Origin of the sequence: Sphingobacterium sp. JB170 (assembly GCF_900163865.1) — a bacterium.
Taxonomy (GTDB): Bacteria; Bacteroidota; Bacteroidia; order Sphingobacteriales; family Sphingobacteriaceae; genus Sphingobacterium.
The window spans coordinates 466082-483060 of the sequence record NZ_FUKU01000026.1 but is presented as its reverse complement, the minus strand read 5'-3'; the positions used below and the strand labels follow the sequence as shown (position 1 = coordinate 483060).

At 41.6% G+C, this 16979-nt stretch carries 14 protein-coding genes and 2 tRNA genes; 6 read left to right on the top strand and 10 right to left on the bottom strand.

Annotated elements, in window-relative coordinates:
• Positions 1-23 precede the first annotated feature (23 nt).
• The 3 genes from FM107_RS07640 to FM107_RS07630 all read left to right on the top strand — a co-directional run bounded on the left by FM107_RS07640 (position 24) and on the right by FM107_RS07630 (position 1397).
• Positions 24-97 (top strand) — tRNA-Asp (locus tag FM107_RS07640).
• A 61-nt stretch (positions 98-158) separates the two neighbouring features.
• Positions 159-232: transfer RNA gene (locus tag FM107_RS07635), tRNA-Asp, on the top strand.
• Between the two features lie 187 nt (positions 233-419).
• Positions 420-1397 (top strand): alpha/beta hydrolase, encoded by a 978-nt coding sequence (locus FM107_RS07630; RefSeq protein WP_086947900.1) that lies wholly within the window; start codon positions 420-422, stop codon positions 1395-1397.
• A gap of 50 nt (positions 1398-1447) precedes the next feature.
• Here FM107_RS07630 and FM107_RS07625 read toward each other — a convergent pair whose 3' ends face one another.
• Positions 1448-2209: a UDP-2,3-diacylglucosamine diphosphatase gene (locus FM107_RS07625; RefSeq protein WP_086947899.1), complete on the bottom strand. Its 762-nt coding sequence runs from the start codon at positions 2207-2209 to the stop codon at positions 1448-1450.
• 172 nt (positions 2210-2381) lie between these two features.
• On the opposite strand from FM107_RS07625, the gene FM107_RS07620 reads away from it, so the two are divergent.
• The 3 genes from FM107_RS07620 to FM107_RS07610 all read left to right on the top strand — a co-directional run bounded on the left by FM107_RS07620 (position 2382) and on the right by FM107_RS07610 (position 7375).
• Positions 2382-4529, top strand: coding sequence for a prolyl oligopeptidase family protein (locus FM107_RS07620; RefSeq protein ID WP_179204425.1), 2148 nt, complete (start codon positions 2382-2384; stop codon positions 4527-4529).
• 309 nt (positions 4530-4838) lie between these two features.
• Entirely contained in the window at positions 4839-6023 is a 1185-nt protein-coding gene (locus FM107_RS07615) for an aminopeptidase C (protein WP_086947898.1), read from the top strand.
• 113 nt (positions 6024-6136) lie between these two features.
• Positions 6137-7375: a thioredoxin family protein gene (locus FM107_RS07610; RefSeq protein ID WP_086947897.1), complete on the top strand. Its 1239-nt coding sequence runs from the start codon at positions 6137-6139 to the stop codon at positions 7373-7375.
• A 108-nt stretch (positions 7376-7483) separates the two neighbouring features.
• Here the strand turns inward: FM107_RS07610 and FM107_RS07605 are convergent, their stop codons facing one another.
• The 9 genes from FM107_RS07605 to FM107_RS07565 all read right to left on the bottom strand — a co-directional run bounded on the left by FM107_RS07605 (position 7484) and on the right by FM107_RS07565 (position 16975).
• Complete coding sequence (locus FM107_RS07605) at positions 7484-8536, bottom strand: TerC/Alx family metal homeostasis membrane protein (RefSeq protein WP_086947896.1); 1053 nt, start codon at positions 8534-8536, stop codon at positions 7484-7486.
• A 7-nt stretch (positions 8537-8543) separates the two neighbouring features.
• Entirely contained in the window at positions 8544-9515 is a 972-nt protein-coding gene (locus FM107_RS07600) for a polyprenyl synthetase family protein (RefSeq protein ID WP_086947895.1), read from the bottom strand.
• Positions 9516-9579: 64 nt separating this feature from the next.
• Positions 9580-10143, bottom strand: coding sequence for a DUF3109 family protein (locus tag FM107_RS07595; RefSeq protein WP_086947894.1), 564 nt, complete (start codon positions 10141-10143; stop codon positions 9580-9582).
• Between the two features lie 9 nt (positions 10144-10152).
• On the bottom strand, positions 10153-10944 hold the full coding sequence (locus FM107_RS07590) for a DUF3108 domain-containing protein (RefSeq protein WP_086947981.1): 792 nt from the start codon (positions 10942-10944) through the stop codon (positions 10153-10155).
• Between the two features lie 31 nt (positions 10945-10975).
• The gene (locus tag FM107_RS07585) at positions 10976-11491 is read right to left on the bottom strand and encodes a DUF2480 family protein (RefSeq protein ID WP_179204424.1); all 516 of its coding nucleotides are present in this window, start codon (positions 11489-11491) and stop codon (positions 10976-10978) included.
• Positions 11492-11551: 60 nt separating this feature from the next.
• Positions 11552-13660, bottom strand: coding sequence for a SurA N-terminal domain-containing protein (locus FM107_RS07580; protein ID WP_086947892.1), 2109 nt, complete (start codon positions 13658-13660; stop codon positions 11552-11554).
• A gap of 165 nt (positions 13661-13825) precedes the next feature.
• Positions 13826-14428 carry an LPS export ABC transporter periplasmic protein LptC gene (lptC, locus tag FM107_RS07575; RefSeq protein ID WP_086947891.1) on the bottom strand — a complete coding sequence of 201 codons (603 nt, stop codon included), beginning with the start codon at positions 14426-14428 and terminating at the stop codon, positions 13826-13828.
• 1 nt (position 14429) lies between these two features.
• On the bottom strand, positions 14430-15752 hold the full coding sequence (locus tag FM107_RS07570) for a hypothetical protein (RefSeq protein WP_086947890.1): 1323 nt from the start codon (positions 15750-15752) through the stop codon (positions 14430-14432).
• 239 nt (positions 15753-15991) lie between these two features.
• A complete protein-coding gene (locus FM107_RS07565; protein ID WP_086947889.1) occupies positions 15992-16975 on the bottom strand; it encodes a DUF6427 family protein in 984 nt (327 codons plus the stop codon).
• Positions 16976-16979: the final 4 nt, after the last annotated feature.

Sequence of the window (16979 nt, the reverse complement as noted above, 5' to 3'; positions counted from 1 at the left end):
ACACCTTCTAGAAACAAGGAAACGGTCTGGTAGTTCAGCTGGTTAGAATACATGCCTGTCACGCATGGGGTCGCGGGTTCGAATCCCGTCCAGACCGCTTAAAAAGGAAAGCTTAGCTTTCAAAACGTTCTTTAAATAAGTATACAGTAAGAGATTTAGGTCTGGTAGTTCAGCTGGTTAGAATACATGCCTGTCACGCATGGGGTCGCGGGTTCGAATCCCGTCCAGACCGCTCAAAAGACGATCCCCTTGGTAACAGCGCATGCTATCAAGGGTTTTTTGTTTACGCTCGTCATTGATGATAGTTTTTAGCGCGCGATAGCGATTTTACGCCCTAAAAAAATAAGCCACATTTTTTAGGTTTGATTTACGTCTCTTCTCAATTATAAATAGTTTCTTTGTCAGATAAAAGTCCCGTTATGAAAAAATATTCATTACTGTTTCTTCTATGTTTTTTTTGGTGTGCGTTTTCTTTTGCCCAAGGAGATGCAAGTTTTAGTTACACGCAAGAAGAAGCACTATATAAGATAGCTGAAAATGGGGATTCGCTTAAGTTGGATGTTTTTTTACCCACGGGTCAATCCCTCGACAAGAAAAAACCTGTTCTTGTCATGGTTCATGGTGGCGCATGGGTTGCGGGAGACCGCTCGTTAGATCACAATTACTATAAGAGTCAACTTCGGGAAAAGATCACCCAAGCGGGTGTTGCTATAATTTCAATAAGTTATACCTTGGTGAACGACAGCACGCATTTTCCAAGACCTATTGAGGATTGTAAAGATGCCGTAAGATGGGTTCGGTCACATGCAGAGAATTACAATTTCGATACCACAAATATTGGCCTTTGGGGAGAGTCTGCTGGCGCGCACCTTGCGTTAATGGTGGCCTATTCTGGGGAAGAGGACTGGATAGGTAATCATGCCCCGATGAGCCAACAAGCTGGGGTATCGTATGTCATAAATAATTTTGGCCCGACAGACTTGAATACGCTGTTGCAAACTGACGCCGGTTGGTTCCGGCTTTTTATGGCACGTATTTTTATGCGGAAGTTGCTTCCATTAAGAGAACGTTTAGCAGTTGCGATTACGGGCTACAGTCTAGAAGCGCAAAAAGATCAAGTGGTCAATTATGCCAGTATATATTCGCCTATATCCTTCGTTGATTCTTTGGACGTTCCGACGTTAATTTTACACGGAACCAAAGACCGAATTGTGCCGTTTAATGAATCCGAGAAGTTAAAGAAAGTGCTTGATCAGTACGGCGTCGAAAATGAGCTGATTGAAGTCGATGGTGGCAATCATGGCTTTCGGAATATTTCCGAGGAGCGAATCGACGTGTTAGTGGATAAAACTCTAGATTTTTTAGGTGTGCAGCTTGAAAGGAAACAGACGCTTTAATTTAGTTAATGCTTAAAAACAAAAAATTGGTGCTTGAGCATACGTGCGAGCTATTGATCAGTTGACGGCGTAGCTGCCCAGGATTTGAGTTGTAAGGTTAAACCGTCCCATGTTGCGTAGGTATAATGGTTCATCCACTCGCCTAAATTTATAACCCGGCTATTCTCCGAGAGCGACACATCATAAGGGAGATGCCGGTGACCAAAGATAAAATAATCGTAGTGCTCTTTTTGAAGTTCGTATGTTGCAAATTGTATGAGCCACTCTTTCTCGTTTCCTAGAAATTTTTCCTTTTCATCATTTGCTGCACGGCTGTGTTTAGACCACCGTTGTGCGATTCCAATGCCTAAGTTGGGATGAAGACGCGCAAACAGCCATTGGCATGCTCGGCTTCGGAAAAAAGTTTTTAGAAATTTATACTTTCTGTCACCTGGCCCTAGTCCGTCACCATGGTGGATATAAAACTTTTTCCCATCCATTTTCAGGATGAGCTCATCGTCGATAATTCGCGTGTTTAGTTCATCTTTTAGATAGCTGAACATCCACATGTCATGATTGCCCTTAAATAATGTTATTTCTATCCCGAGATCCGCGAGTTCAGCCAGCTTCCCTAAAAAACGAATATATCCTTTGGGCACAACGGTGTTGTATTCGAACCAAAAATCGAATATGTCGCCGACCAAATAAAGCGCTTTTGCGTCATGTTTAATAGCCTCTAGCCAAGATACAACAAGACGCTCTCGTTCGCGAGCGCTGGAACTGGGGGATACACCCAGATGGAAATCGGAAGCAAAATATACTTTGTCTCTCATGAAATTGAATCGCTTCAAAGCTAGAAAAATATTGACGTATATACAAGGCTTGAAGGGTATTCGGGGTAGTACGCCACATTCGGTACGGCGTGGCTCAAACGGGCTCGTAAACTGTATTAGTTTGCTATTCAGGCTGCATTTTGTATCTTGCGTGGTAACTTAATTGTTGATTATGAATAAAAGTTTGGGAATTATTCTCTTTGCCATTGGACTAACCGCATGCCAACAAGAGAATGTGATAGAATCAAATAAGAACATGGAAGTAAAAACATATCCTACATCCGAGAAGATCGATCATCGTGATGATTATTTTGGAACGCCGGTCGCCGATCCGTATCGTTGGTTGGAAGACGGACTGTCGGATAAAACCAAGGAATGGATTGCCGCTGAAAATGAGGTGACCAATGACTATTTAAGTCAAATTCCTTTCCGAGAATCAATTCGCACACGTTTAGAGAGCCTCTGGAATTACGAAAAGGAAGGAGCTCCATCGAAGGAAGGCGATTATTACTATTATTCAAAAAATGATGGTCTGCAAAATCAATTCGTCATTTATCGCAAGAAAGGAGAAGATGGTGCGGAAGAACTTTTCCTAGACCCGAATAAGTTCTCTGAAGATGGAACGACGTCATTGGCGGGGCTTTCATTCAGTAAAGATGGCTCTTTGGTCGCATACCAAATATCGGAAGGAGGGTCAGACTGGCGGAAAGTGATTGTATTAAATGCGGCCGATAAAACCGTTGTAGGGGATACGATTATCGATGTAAAGTTTTCTGGGCTAGCCTGGAGAGGAAACGAGGGGTTCTATTATAGCAGCTACGACAAGCCCAAAGAAGGTTCTGCGTTGTCAGCAATGACTGATCAACATAAACTCTATTTTCACAAATTAAATGAAGCACAATCTTCCGACGTTCTGATTTTCGGTGGTAAAGAATTGCCACGTCGATATATAGGTGCGTGGCTCACCGAAGATGAACATTTTCTCGTGGTATCGGCAGCTAATGCGACTTCGGGCAATGAACTTTATCTCAAAGATCTTTCAAATTCCAATTCGGAGTTTGTAACCGTGGTGGATAACATGGAGAAAAATCACAGTATCATGGATGCCCAAGGCGATAAGCTTTTTATCTACACCGAACTCGATGCGCCCAATGGAAAGGTCGTAACTGTGAACTCGAAACAGCCACAACCCGCTAATTGGGAAGATTTAATTAAAGAAACGGAACAGGTTCTTTCTCCCTCAACGGGCGGTGGAAAGATTTTTGCCACGTATCTTAAAGATGCGACCTCCCTTGTTAAACAGTACGATCGAAAGGGGACGCTAGAACGCGAGGTCGAGCTTCCTGGTGTTGGATCGGCATCGGGATTTCGGGCTAAACCGGAGGAAGACTATCTGTATTATTCGTTTTCTAATTACGTTAATCCAGGCACCATATATAAATATGATATCGCCTTGGGGACTTCAGAAGTGTATAGGAAACCTACTATTGACTTTGACCCAGCAAAATACGAGTCAGAACAAGTTTTCTATACGTCGAAAGACGGCACCAAAGTTCCATTGATCATTACGTATAAGAAAGGGATTCCGCTGGACGGTACCAGCCCAGCGCTACTTTATGGTTATGGGGGCTTTAATGCTAGCATAACGCCTTCTTTCTCCCTTAGTAATGTTATTTTCTTAGAACAGGGCGGCATATTTGCTGTCGCCAATTTACGTGGGGGCGGTGAATATGGAGAAAGTTGGCACCTTGCTGGAACCAAGTTGCAAAAGCAAAATGTGTTCGATGACTTTATTGCAGCCGCGGAGTACCTGATCGCCGAGAAATATACGTCATCAGCTAAACTGGCAATTTCCGGAGCGTCAAACGGCGGACTGTTGGTGGGTGCGGCGATGACACAACGACCGGAGCTCTTTAAGGTAGCTTTTCCTGCCGTAGGCGTTATGGATATGTTACGCTATCATAAATTCACAGCGGGGGCGGGGTGGTCATTCGATTACGGTACATCGGATGATAATAAGGAAATGTTTGAATACTTGTATAAATATTCGCCATATCATGCCCTAAAAGAGGATACAGCGTACCCAGCGACTATGGTGACCACTGCGGATCATGATGATCGCGTTGTGCCAGCACATTCCTTTAAATTTGCTGCACGCCTTCAGGAGTTTCACAAGGGGGCGAATCCTGTTTTAATTCGTATCGATACCAAAGCCGGTCATGGTGCGGGTAAATCCACAGAAATGGTGATCGCTGAGCAAACCGATAAATGGGCGTTTTTATTCCAAAATATGGGGCTGGGGTATCGCGAGATTAAATAATACATATACAAGAGTCACTGGTTAATAATTTTTGGTAATTGTTTATCATGGACTTCCAGCAAGGACAGTACGACTGCCTCTGCTGGAAGTTCTATTTAATGGATATCGGAGCGCAATTAAACTCAGCGTACACGTACGAATGGAGCATATTGTATCTTTCTCAATCTCACGGTATTTGACTTTTATCAATCCGAATATTATTCGGTAATATGGGGGTTAGGCCTGTTTATTTCTCACGTGATATGATTATTACACGAATAAGTCGTTGTTTTTCCCAGAAAATTATAAATTCGTAAAATTTCTAACACAATGAACTGGAATAAATCGATAATTCTGGCAGCGGCATTGCTTACAGCCACTGTTCAGACCAATGCGCAGGATAACCTTATCAATGCGTTAAAAGGTAATGTAACTGATAACAGTAAAGAAGGCTTTAACTTTACGGAAGTTATCAACTTAGGGAATACTTCCATTAAGGATCAAGGCTCCTCGGGTACATGTTGGTCTTACTCAGGAAACTCTTTTTTGGAGTCTGAAATGATGCGGATGGGCAAGGAACCTGTTGAGATCTCACCGATTTTCACAGCGCGAAACACGTATATCGAGAAAGCAAAGAACTTCGTTCGGTTACATGGTAAACAGGCTCAAGGAGACGGAGGACAATTGCACGATGTGCTAACCATCTTTCGTAAATATGGCGCAGTTCCACGTGAAGTTTATACCGGTCTGCCTGAAGGACAAACACGTAACAACTTTTCGGAAATGAGCCCGATACTTCAGGGTATAACGAAAAATGTTGCGGCGAGTAAAAAGCCATCCAACAATTGGTTAGATGCCTTTACGGCGACGATGGACTCTTATTTAGGTGAAGTGCCTGAGTCTTTCCAATACCAAGGGAAAACGTATACTCCACGTAGTTTCGCCGACGATGTGATTGGTATCAATCCCGATGATTACGTGGGAATTTCTTCTTTTGCCGAACACGCCTACTATAAACCATTTGTATTGTTGATTCCGGACAACTGGTCTTTTGAGCGTTTCTACAATGTGCAAATTAATGACGTTACCGATATTATCGATAATGCACTTGAGAACGGATATACGGTCGCATGGGCGACTGATGTCTCGGAGAAAACTTTTAGCTGGAAGAACGGTGTTGCTTTTGTTCCTGAGAAACCCGTAGACCAGATGAGCGCGGATGAGGTGAATAACCTGTTTAACGGTCCAAAACCCGAACGGACTATTACGGCGGAGCAACGTCAAGAATCGTTCGATAATTATAGGACAACGGATGATCATGGAATGCACATCGTTGGAACCGTAAAAGATCAAAACGGTAAGGAGTATTACATTGTTAAAAACTCTTGGGGTGAATCAAATGATTATAAGGGCTACATGTACGCGACAAAGGAATTTGTTCGATACAAAACTATATCAATTTTGTTACACAAGAAAGCGCTAACAAAAAATATGCAATCGAAATTGGGCTTGTAAAAGCTTAATAGTAGGCGAAATAACTTAATCCCAAGAAATCTACTTGGGATTTTTTATGTTTTTTTTTGTAGCTTAAGATAAATGCAATAAGGCTCCAATTAAAAAAACGCATTATGAAAAAGTTATTATTCTTATTACTTATTGTACCGTTTATCGGTTTTTCTCAAGATAAAGGTGTCACTTTTGAGCACGGCGTAACATGGCAAGCTGTCAAAGAAAAGGCCAAAACCGAAAATAAATTTATCTTTGTCGACTGCTTTACCACCTGGTGTAAACCTTGTGAGTACATGAGTAAAACAGTGTTTCCTCAAGACACCGTTGGTGAATTCTTTAATGCCCATTTTATAAATCTGAAGGTGCAAATGGATCAAACTGATCACGATGCGCCTGAGACTAAATCGTGGTATACGGAAGCGCAACGGTTCGCAGACGATTACCAGGTTGTTGCTTATCCAACGTTTCTGATTTTTGACCCACAAGGTGAATTAGTACACCGGATTGTTGGAGGCGGAGAGGCCAGTGAATTCATCGCGCGTGCCAAACAAGGACTAGACCCGAAAACTCAATATGTTACATTAGTGAACAAATATCACCAGAACCCGGATGATGCCATGCTAAGTAAGCAGATGCTGAATGCCGCTCTGGGGGCATATGACCGGCCACTTGCACAGGAGGCAGCTTCACGGTATATTGAACTTCTTGGTGAAGAGGCTATGCTAACACCAGGTAATATTGATATCCTTCTGCGCGGTGCCAAGAGCAGTGATTCACCCGCATTTACAATCATCAAAAACAACAAGGACAAAGTAGACGAGCTTCTATTGAATGCTAACCAAACAGCGAACGATATACTTTCTTCCGTACTCGCGTCGGAATTGGTTGTCCCGAGGATTCGTAACAAAGAAGAGAATATTGACTTTCTTGCTTTAAAAAATAAAATTGAAAAGGATCATCCTTATGTCGATATGATTTCAACGATTGCACGCGCGAAAACAAAATATTATTTTTCGCAGAATAATTGGCCGGCATTTAAGGATGCGGTGCAAGAATATATTGAAACCAGTGACCACAATATTTCGCCAGCTGAGCTAAATTCATACGCTTGGTCTGTCTTTGAAAATTGCGATGATATAGCTTGCCTACAGGCAGCGTTGGCTTGGAGTAAAACATCAATTTCAGAAACGGAGGTTCCTAACTTTGTAGATACCTACGCCAATCTCCTATACAAATCAGGCGATGAGGAAAAAGCTATACGTTGGCAGCAGAAGGCCGTTGACAATACGGCCGGTCATGATAAGGAAACATTTTCGGCGACTTTGCGAAAGATGCAAAACGGTGAACCTACTTGGTAGGTTTGTCAGGAAAAGTTGAGCTAACGCCAATATATAGAAGAGCCGTTAATTACATAGGAATTAACGGCTCTTCTATATATTGATTATTTTTCGTCTTAAATCGAGGTGCTAGGCTGAAATGTTCGGTTTTTTAGGAAACATCAGTGAAGCCACCACACTGATGACTAATATACCAATAATGATTATCAATGAATGGATTGTTTCGAAGCCCATCGATTCCAACCAACTGTGAAACAACATTTTCACGCCGATAAACACCAATAAAAACGCTAAGCCAACTTTCAGGTAATGGAACTTGTGGATTATGTTCACGAGTAAGAAAAACATCGAACGTAAGCCTAAAATTGCGAAAATATTGGAGAAAAATACGATGTAAGGGTCTTTGGTGATTGAAAATATAGCCGGGATAGAGTCCACAGCGAAAATAAGGTCGGTGAATTCGATCACCAAAAGCACCAAAAATAGAGGAGTGACGTAACGTACGCCATTTTCCATATGGAAGAATTTTCCACCGGAGAAACTAGGTGTTACCTTAAAAATCTTAGAGGCATATTTGACAACCGGGTGTCCTTGTGGGTCAACTTCTTCTTCTTTATTACGGTTGATAAACATCGTGATTCCTGTATATACGAGGAAGGCACCAAATACGTAAAGTATCCATCCGAATTTCGCAATAAGGGCAGCGCCAACGAAGATAAATATACAACGTAATACGACTGCTCCGATGATTCCCCATACGAGTACTTTATGGTAATATTTCTCTGGTATACCGAAGGATGAGAAAACAAGTACCATGACGAAGATATTATCGACTGATAACGCGTATTCAACCACGTATCCAGTCAAGTATTCTATCGTTAATGTCTTGTTATATAGTTGCATGCTGGCCGCTAAATCGTTCTCGTTCACCTTGATGTTATGATAATGACGTGCGATTACCTCCTTTAATGCAGCAAAATCGTGGATATTATGAAGCTCGTTCCCCCATATGTACAATACAAGTCCGAACAAGAGTGCAAAGAGCACCCATATTCCGCTCATAATTGCCGCAACCTTAAGGGTGACCGGTTTGTTTCCTTTGGAAAACACACCTAGGTCGATCGCCAACATGATAATTATGAAGATGATAAAACCTGCAAAAAACAATAATTCGTGACTCATAATATTTCTATTTATTTCTTTCCGTTGTAAACCGAACAAGCTGTTCCAATGCCGTACGGTATGTGTTTTCTGGGAATTGGCGCAAGATCTCGAAGGCCTGTTTTTGATATTCAAGCATTTTACGCGTTGCATATTCCATTCCTCCGCTACTGCGAACGAATTCGATCACTTCAGCGACCTTTTCTTTGTTGTCGCTATGGTTCTTTACGAGTTTGATAATTCGGCGCTTCTCAGAGCTCGTTGTCGTTTTAAGAGCATAAATCAGTGGGAGAGTCAGCTTCTTTTCCTTGATATCATTGCCCAGTGGTTTGCCTACATCGTCCAATCCGAAATCAAATAAGTCATCTTTGATCTGAAAAGCGATACCAACGTTTTCCCCGAAAGTGTGCAGTAGTTTCACTTGCTGTGGGTCTGCACCGGCGGACAACGAACCACTGGCACAACAGGAAGCAATTAAGGAAGCTGTTTTTTTCCGAATGATTTCGAAATAAATATCTTCTTTGATATCGAGTTTTCGAGCCTTTTCAATTTGGAGGAGCTCGCCTTCACTCATTTGTTCGACTGCCTCAGATACGATTTTTAAAAGACCATGTTCATTGTGTTTGACCGATAGCAGTAAACCTTGGGACAATAGATAGTCGCCAACCAGTACGGCTACTTTATTTTTCCATAGTGCATTTATTGAAAAAAGTCCCCGGCGCTCATTCGCATTATCCACCACGTCATCATGTACGAGCGAGGCTGTATGTAGGAGTTCTACCAGTGACGCTCCACGATAGGTTGAATCATTGATTTTTCCACATAAACCCGCCGATAGGAAAACAAACATCGGACGCATCTGTTTTCCTTTTTGCTTAATAATATATTGTGTTATTCTATTTAGCAGAGGAACGGAACTTTTCATCGATTCTTTAAAACGTTTCTCGAAAATCTCAAGTTCTTCTGCTATAGGTGTTTGTATATTTTTTAATTTCAGCATGAAAAATGGCTAATAAACCATGTCAATTAAACGGTTAAAATTGCAATAAATATAAGAAATAGATTTAATACGCTCGGGCGGCTAATTCCAATTCTTTATACCATTCTTCACCATATTTTCGGGTCAGGGGGTCTTTTAAAAATTGATACACCGGCACGCCCAGTTCTTTTCCGAAGGTACAAGCGTCGTGGCATATGTGCCAGCGGTCGTAGTGCAATACCTCAAACTCCGGGTATTGGGTCGTCCTAATCGGGTAGAGATGGCATGAAATTGGCTTTTTCCAGTCTACGTCGCCATGTTCAAAAGCCTTTTCGATGGCACATTTGGTGATGCCATTTTCCCAGGTTACATAGGCGCATTCTTTATTTCCGTCGACACAGGTTGTTGTTAGGTCGCCGTCTGCATCAATTACATGTGTACCTTGTTCTTCGATAGCCTTGATTCCGGCTTCGGTCATGTATGACTTTACTTTTGGATATACTTCCTTTAAGATGTCTGTTTCACGGGCTTCGAGCGGCGCACCAGCATCACCCTCCACACAACAAACACCTTTACATTTAGTTAAATTACAGACGAACTCATTCTTTATGAGATCCTCATGGACTAAAACATGACCAACTTCAATCATTTTACTGTATTATTTTGAATAACTTACGCGTTTACCTAAGGGGTATTTCAACCCACTGGCGCTTACTAGCTCCATGGTTACCGAGCCGATTATAATTTCTACTTGCGCCTTTACTGGGATCCGATTTCCATCGTTTGTCACCCAAAGATATAAGCGGCTGTCTTTTTTGAAAATACGTCCAGGACTTATCTCTGGACTAAGTTTTATGCATTCAATCGTACCTAAAGAAGTCTTTATTTTCTCGACCCCTATATATTCAACCCCGAGTTGATCGACCTCATCGTTTAGAAAATAAGTGAGTTTAAACTTGTCCCCTTTAACAAGTGAAGAGAGGTCTAAATTACGTGAAAAATAATATGCGGATAGCAGATCGAAAAATTGGTTGTTGGGACTCGTAAACGTTCCTTTTCGTCCCGATACTTTTTTATTTCTATGATCGAATGTGGCGTATTCACTCCTTGTGTAGCTTCCCTCATGAATGTCTTCCGTGTAAAGGTACGGAAGGTACGTATCTCCATCGATATACGAATCGTATTGGTTCTTCACCGTGTAAAAAACAGAGAAAGCCCCCGAGGTTTCGCCAAAAGCAGAAAGATGAAACGCGTTTGGATTGCTGAAACGGAGCTTTGAGTTCTCGATTTTTAATGTGCCTGTCGCAGCCGAAATAATACCGTATTTGAGTTTGTAAGTTAATTTTTCACCATCTTGATACGTCGGGTTCGGTAGATAGGGGAGAGTTTGTGCAAAGCCGGCAAGACTTGCCCCTAGAATGAAAATCAGCACTAAGGAAAAGTATCTCATATCGTTTTGGACAGCTAGACGCATCGAAAGTTTAAGATTTACGCTTAAATACCGGTACGGTCGAGCAAGGCTCACCATACATCATACTCTTGGCTACTTTACTCAGTCCCAAGGTAAACTTGATGAATGCTGATTCTGGAATATAGATCTCTCCACATCCTTTTACGACTACCCGCGCGTCTTGGTAGGTGTTGTAATCGATCGTATCAAGCGATTGTATAAAGAGATTCTCTAGTACGGTATCTTTGTCTCCGAAATGAACGGATTTCGCATAGGGCTCGAGTTTGTTGGCTAGAAGCATATATGCCCACGTTGGCACGATAGCATCGGTGGAGCACACAATCCCAATATGTAGTCCTGTGTATTGGCTCCAATCGTGTTCTTTGATAAATGTACGAAAGTCTTTTTCCTTCAAAAGCAGGCCGTGAAAGAGGTTATCTTTGATGTCATATACCTGTATATCCTCTTTAGGGGCATATGTCGCTAAATCAATGGTCACTAAGCCGCTTTGTGCTACTTTGTTAACGATGTTTTCTTGGATATCCATTTGTATTTATATAAAAAAACCGGACAATATTTGCCCGGCTATAAAGTTAATGATTATATCTTAATAGAATCTAATTCGATTGTCATCTATATTTGCATTGTTTTGTAGCGCTTGGAAGATCGACGACCATGCACTTTGGCTCCGACTTGTTTGCAATTGCTGTTTTTGTGTTTCTAGCTCGCTTGAAACAAGTTCTTTGGGATTGGTGAACCCTGTAACCTGCACCGCGTACACGCCTTGCATACCTTTGATAGGGCTTGAGAGTTTGTTCGGTTGAAGTCCAAATGCTGTTCCTACGACTGCTGGTTCTAAAGACACGCCGGGAAGTACAGGGTTGGCTAAAACAATGTTTTCTGCGGCAACGGCTGATTTAGAAAGCTTTTGTGCTGCTTGATCGATGTCGGAAGCACCCTTGAGTGCGTTAGTTAATTTCTCTGTTAACATTTTAGCTTTCACTTCGTTTCTAACTTGCGCTTCGATATTCGGTTTTACCGCATCTAAAGAAAGCAGTCCTTTTGGTTGGATCTTTTCAACTTTAGCGACGACAAAATGTTGATCTGTTTCGTATACTTTGTCCGATGTCGCTCCTTTTTCAGCCTCGAAAATCCAGCGAACTAACTCGCGAGAAACTTCAACACCATTGAAGTTGTTATCCATGGCGACCACGCGGTCAACTTTGTCAAGTTTTACGCTATGCTTGTTTGCCGCTTCTGCAATGTCTCCTTTACTGGCTTCGGCGAAGAAGCTGTTTGCTTTCGCATAAGCAGCGTCCGTAGTGGCTTTACTTGCATTGATTGTTTTGTCTACAATCGCTGCTTTAACAATTTTGGAGTTGCCGACTTGACGCTCGATTTTGATAATATGTGTTCCGAAGCGGCTATTTACAATTTTCACCTCACCCGGTTTTCCTGAAAATACAGCTTCATCGAATTCAGGTACCATTTGTCCGCGCGCAAATGTGCCTAGATCACCTCCATTGACTTTGCTACCTTCATCTGTACTGAACTGGATTGCTAAACCACCGAAATTTTCTCCGGATAAGATTAGCTGTTTAATCGAGTCTGCTTTTGCACTTGCTTTATCAACACCACCTTCTGCCGTTGCGTTTAATAGGATATGAGATGCTTGAACCGAGTCTGGACTGAACGTTGCATCAGTCACTTTGGCGATCTCATAAGCACCATCAGATAGGTATGGACCGACAGTCGTTCCTACCGGTACGTTGAAGATCACTGAGTCCAATGCAGGGCTTACCTGTCCTTTTTGGAGGTAGGTGTACGGATACTTGTTGTCTGAATTTATCGAGGCAAATAACGAATCTGTTTTGGAATTAATAAGTTCGGTTTTTAATTGATCTATAGTCGATTTTGTCGCAGCGGTGTCGTTCGCCGTGGGGCGCGCATCGAACAGAACGTACTGAACGGTTCTTGATTCTTCTGGATTTTTGAATCCATTTTTATGCGTATCGTAATAGGCTTTGTAGTCTGCATCAGTCAATTTGATTTCTGCGTCTTTAACGGACGAGTAATCGAGCATTAAATATTTGAAATTTGCGAGCTTATTTCTTTGGGTATACTCGTTTTCCGCTTCTAATGATGTTATATAAACACTATTAGCGAGTAGGTTTGAGTATTTTTGGTTCAAACGATCTGACTTGATATTCGCTAATAACATTTCCCATTGTTGAACCATTTCTGGTGTGCCTTGGGTGTTAATTTGAGCAATAAAGTTGTTCAATTGATTTTTATCAAACACGCCCGTTTCTGGATTGGTGAATGCTTGAACAATTTGTGGAGATGGGGTGCTTCCAGTAACTAAGTTGTTTAACTCATCTTTACTCACGGTGAGACCTATGTTTTCGATTTCTTGCTTTAACAATCCTTGCGACAAGAATTGATTCCATACCTGTTGTACTGCATAATTGCGGATTTGAGGCGAAGCTGCACCTCCCATTTGTTGTTGGTACATTGCAGTGGTTTGTTCCACTTGCGCATTGAATTCTTGGTAGTCCATTGCTTCCCCGTTGACACTACCAACTTGATTTTGATTCTTCATCCAAAATGGGGTACCGTAGTTTATGATATCTCCCAATAAAAACGCAACAATTGCTAAACCGATGACCGTAACAACTAGTCCTGCTCGGTTACGCAAAAAGCTCATTAATCCCATAGTCTATATACTGTGTTTATTGTAAATGCTAATTTCAGTTATTTACTTTAGTGTCACTAAAATAAAGGCGAAGATACAAATTTTATGAAAAATATTGTAAAAAAATACGGAGAGGCCAAACATAAGTTGGTGTTTTTTGATACGCAACTTTTGTTACGCGACGGTTTATTGACCAAATGATGGAAGCTGCTGTTCCCCTGATGGTATATAATAGCCAGTCATGTTTTGTCCATCAATTTGATTGAAATCCGTGTCGGAGATGAAAGAAGTGGCTTGTAGGCTACCGCGATCGTCTTTGAAATCAAAAGTAATTGGGACGGTATTGTAATAAATCGCTTTCTTTTCGTCGTAATAGAGCTCCTCGGTTTTTATAATGGAGCCATTCGCCATGTGGATAACAACGTTGTTACGAAACTCGGTGAGTCCCTGTTTTATCTTCTGGATGGCATAATCAGACTTGATACGTTGCGTTTCGGTACCTTGATCATCAAAAAAACGGATAACCACGCCTTTTTTAAATTCGTACGCGCCCACACTATCTGGATACTCGCGTAACTCGGGTGCTTTGAGTTCAGCTTTAACGGTTGCCGAATCACTATAGACAACGATTACGTCTTTGGAAACATTGACATTTTCTTCCTGCTGGATGTTTGCGATCTTCTCGACATCACGAAGATCATTCTCACATGCCATTAAGAAACTTGCCCCGAGTAACAACAGTACTATTCGGGGCAGTTTTTTTTTTATGTTTATTTGCTTATAAAGCATTTTAGTCTAAGCTACGACGGATAAACCACGAGTCATTAATCGTAAACCCTATGTTCAAGTTAATATAACGTTCTCGGATCAAGTTATTTTTCAAGGTACCTTGCTGACCAAATTCGGCAGAAATATTTATTTGCGAAAAAGTTCGACCGAAGTTTGTTTCCGGCAGCGGAAATCCCATTCCTACGGAGATTGCCATATCATTGATTTTTTGACTGTGGTAAGTTACCGGTGTTTGCTGATACCTAAAGCCCACGCGGTAATCCACTTGGTTCCAGTAGCGTACCGAAGTAGGGTCTGGTTTTATCTGACCACCAATTGCCACGCCATAGCTTTTCCCTAGATTATTTTCTCCCTCACGAACTTGGAAATCAGACCAATCGGCGTATTTGAAATCGGCACCGACCATCCAATTATATCCTTTAGATAAGGTGAATCCGAAGTTGTGCTTCAACGGTAAATTTATTTTCCTTGAACCGGTCGCATTATTGCTTGTGGTATCTAATGGAGGAGCCTCGAAGTCTGAATCCGTTGAGCGGTCGGTAAGCGTTATCAGCCGAGATGTTTTCTCGGTGATCGAATTGTTTAATGATCCGTTATAACCAACCGTAAGGTTAAGTTTGTTACCAAGTGATTTACTATATTGCACACCGTAATCCACTGTTACACCGTGAATATTCCGTGTTTCTTTTAATTGCGTGTAGTAAGATGCTGCCGTGGTCGGAAACTCAACCCGTGTAATGTCGTATAAATTTCCAAATAGTAAACCGACGTTCGCTCCAACACTCAAACCTTTTATCGGGGAAACGCCATAACCGATAAATGCTTTATTGACGCCCCCCTCACCATTTACCTTTTTGTTAAAATTGAGCGAATCGATTGATTCGGAGGAAGCGGCAGAATAGCCTACGTCCGAATAAGGGATTAACCCGAAGGCCATGCCTCCAAATTTACTCAGTGGTATGGCGATACCTAAATGACTAAATGCAAAATCTGCAGTATTGTCTGATTTATTATTTTTTGTTAATTCTGTAATGTTACCATACATTCCAGCTTCAAGTATCGTTCTGTTTAGTGCGGAATAGGAAGCCGGATTGGCGATATTGAATGTAGGAATTCCCGATAGGTATCGCACACCGCTTGAAATACCGCCCATAGCACGAGTTTGTGGTAAGAGGTCCTCTCGCATTTGTCCAAGTCCAAACTGCGAATAAGGGGAGTGCGAAGTGGATTTCTGGCCATAGCCATCTTGTACCCCTAGTAAGCATACCGCTGAAAATAGACTTAGTACGATTTTAGTAAAACTACCTATTGAATGTTTGTGCATATTTGTATGTGTTGCATTTTAGCGAATAGAGCTTATGATATTCATTTTTAGGTCTCTTTTCATCGCTTGGCTTGTACATTGTTTCAATTTTGAAAGTGTACAGACCCTAAAAATTTGTTACAAAACTATCTAATTTTTAATTATTCCGTTAGTTCTATTTGTTAAAAAAGGTTAACGAAGTGTCCTTCAGTATTTTGCGATTTTGTCTAGTGGAGTGCGACACATTTACCTCCCAGAGGTTAAAAGAACTGGAAATAGACAATGGTCAGTATAATAATTGCATAAAGGGACTCATAAACCCACTTCGTTTGGGCGTGCGTAAAATAGTATGCAAGGTATATCGATACAGGAGGTGCGCAAAGTAGGAAGTGGTTTACGGTAATGTGCTCGTTCATGTAAAATGACCCCAGAGTCAATACTACCATGAAAAAAAGTAACTGGAAAGCTTTACGCAGATGGACGACACTTTTGAAAAAATGTTCTTTCAATACCACGAGAAAATAGAGCAGCACGACGATAATTGGTACCACGACGATGTAATCGTATATATTTAACGTGAACTCCGTGGGGAAAGAATAACTAAGTGGTTTGAAGATGGCGTAAAATTCATCAATACGGCCGATCCAATAATAGATAACCCCTAACAGGAAATATATCGTAATGAAGCCTAGCAGAGGGGTTATCCATTCGCGCCAATTGAACGCTCGAAAAATAATTAAGGAGACCCAAAGTAACGCGAGCATGATGATAAAGGGGAAGTAGATTAAGCTACCCAATGCCACGATCATTCCCAGATCGAACATTAAGCTTTTTACTTCATGCTGTTTGTAGAGGTCGAAAAGCTTCCAAAGCATCCAGATGGCGATAAAGTTACAGATTACTGGGGGAGAGAGTACCAAGAAGGGTGTGAACAGACTCACTAGGGTCATGTACATCAATGCGACCAAGAAATTTGGTTTACCCAAGAAATTGAAAGAGTTAACGATACGGTTTAAGAAGAATGCCTGCATGAGTGTAAGAAGAAGTGTGATAAACACGTTCACACCAGGCGAGAAGTTCTTGCCGATACGCACACCAATCAAATTATGAACCGCAGGTTCTAATAATATCGGCGTAATTTTATGTGGTAAGTGCAGGAAAACCCCTACGCAGAGTGCTAAGCCAACAATAGATACCGACAGCATGTTTAATGGCGTGAACTTCCTGTGGTGGTTGATGAGCATTTTT

Bases quoted from the DNA above. Each gene is read 5' to 3' on its own strand.
- FM107_RS07630 (WP_086947900.1), top strand. From the start codon at position 420: ATGAAAAAATATTCATTACTGTTTCTTCTATGTTTTTTTTGGTGTGCG.
- FM107_RS07625 (WP_086947899.1), bottom strand. From the start codon at position 2,209: ATGAGAGACAAAGTATATTTTGCTTCCGATTTCCATCTGGGTGTATCC.
- FM107_RS07620 (WP_179204425.1), top strand. From the start codon at position 2,382: ATGAATAAAAGTTTGGGAATTATTCTCTTTGCCATTGGACTAACCGCA.
- FM107_RS07615 (WP_086947898.1), top strand. From the start codon at position 4,839: ATGAACTGGAATAAATCGATAATTCTGGCAGCGGCATTGCTTACAGCC.
- FM107_RS07610 (WP_086947897.1), top strand. From the start codon at position 6,137: ATGAAAAAGTTATTATTCTTATTACTTATTGTACCGTTTATCGGTTTT.
- FM107_RS07605 (WP_086947896.1), bottom strand. From the start codon at position 8,536: ATGAGTCACGAATTATTGTTTTTTGCAGGTTTTATCATCTTCATAATT.
- FM107_RS07600 (WP_086947895.1), bottom strand. From the start codon at position 9,515: ATGCTGAAATTAAAAAATATACAAACACCTATAGCAGAAGAACTTGAG.
- FM107_RS07595 (WP_086947894.1), bottom strand. From the start codon at position 10,143: ATGATTGAAGTTGGTCATGTTTTAGTCCATGAGGATCTCATAAAGAAT.
- FM107_RS07590 (WP_086947981.1), bottom strand. From the start codon at position 10,944: ATGAGATACTTTTCCTTAGTGCTGATTTTCATTCTAGGGGCAAGTCTT.
- FM107_RS07585 (WP_179204424.1), bottom strand. From the start codon at position 11,491: ATGGATATCCAAGAAAACATCGTTAACAAAGTAGCACAAAGCGGCTTA.
- FM107_RS07580 (WP_086947892.1), bottom strand. From the start codon at position 13,660: ATGGGATTAATGAGCTTTTTGCGTAACCGAGCAGGACTAGTTGTTACG.
- lptC (WP_086947891.1), bottom strand. From the start codon at position 14,428: ATGCTTTATAAGCAAATAAACATAAAAAAAAAACTGCCCCGAATAGTA.
- FM107_RS07570 (WP_086947890.1), bottom strand. From the start codon at position 15,752: ATGCACAAACATTCAATAGGTAGTTTTACTAAAATCGTACTAAGTCTA.
- FM107_RS07565 (WP_086947889.1), bottom strand. From the start codon at position 16,975: ATGCTCATCAACCACCACAGGAAGTTCACGCCATTAAACATGCTGTCG.